Raw genomic sequence first — 207 nt, forward strand, 5'->3', positions numbered from 1 at the left:
AGTTGCCGCCCGTTGCGTCGGTAATCTTGACGGTTTGAGTGCTCTTGTCGATGAACACGTCATCGGTAGGCGCAGGCACAGTCACAGTGCCGACAGTGTCGCCGGCTTTGATAGTGATGTTTGAACCGTTATCCAGTTTCAGAGTGACGTCAGTACCGGCCTTGTTGCTCAAGGTCGCGGTGTACGTGATCTGGCCACCTTCGTTGA

Annotated in this window: 1 protein-coding gene; it reads right to left on the reverse strand. The window is 54.6% G+C overall.

Annotated features, from left to right (window positions below; translation table 11 throughout):
* Window positions 1–207, reverse strand: a 207-nt coding sequence (locus tag BFP93_RS00005; RefSeq protein ID WP_141687912.1) for an immunoglobulin-like domain-containing protein, incomplete at both ends; no start/stop codon positions are given.

The sequence above is a fragment of the Pseudomonas sp. 44 R 15 genome, from assembly GCF_900004965.1.
Lineage (GTDB): Bacteria > Pseudomonadota > Gammaproteobacteria > Pseudomonadales > Pseudomonadaceae > Aquipseudomonas > Aquipseudomonas orientalis_A.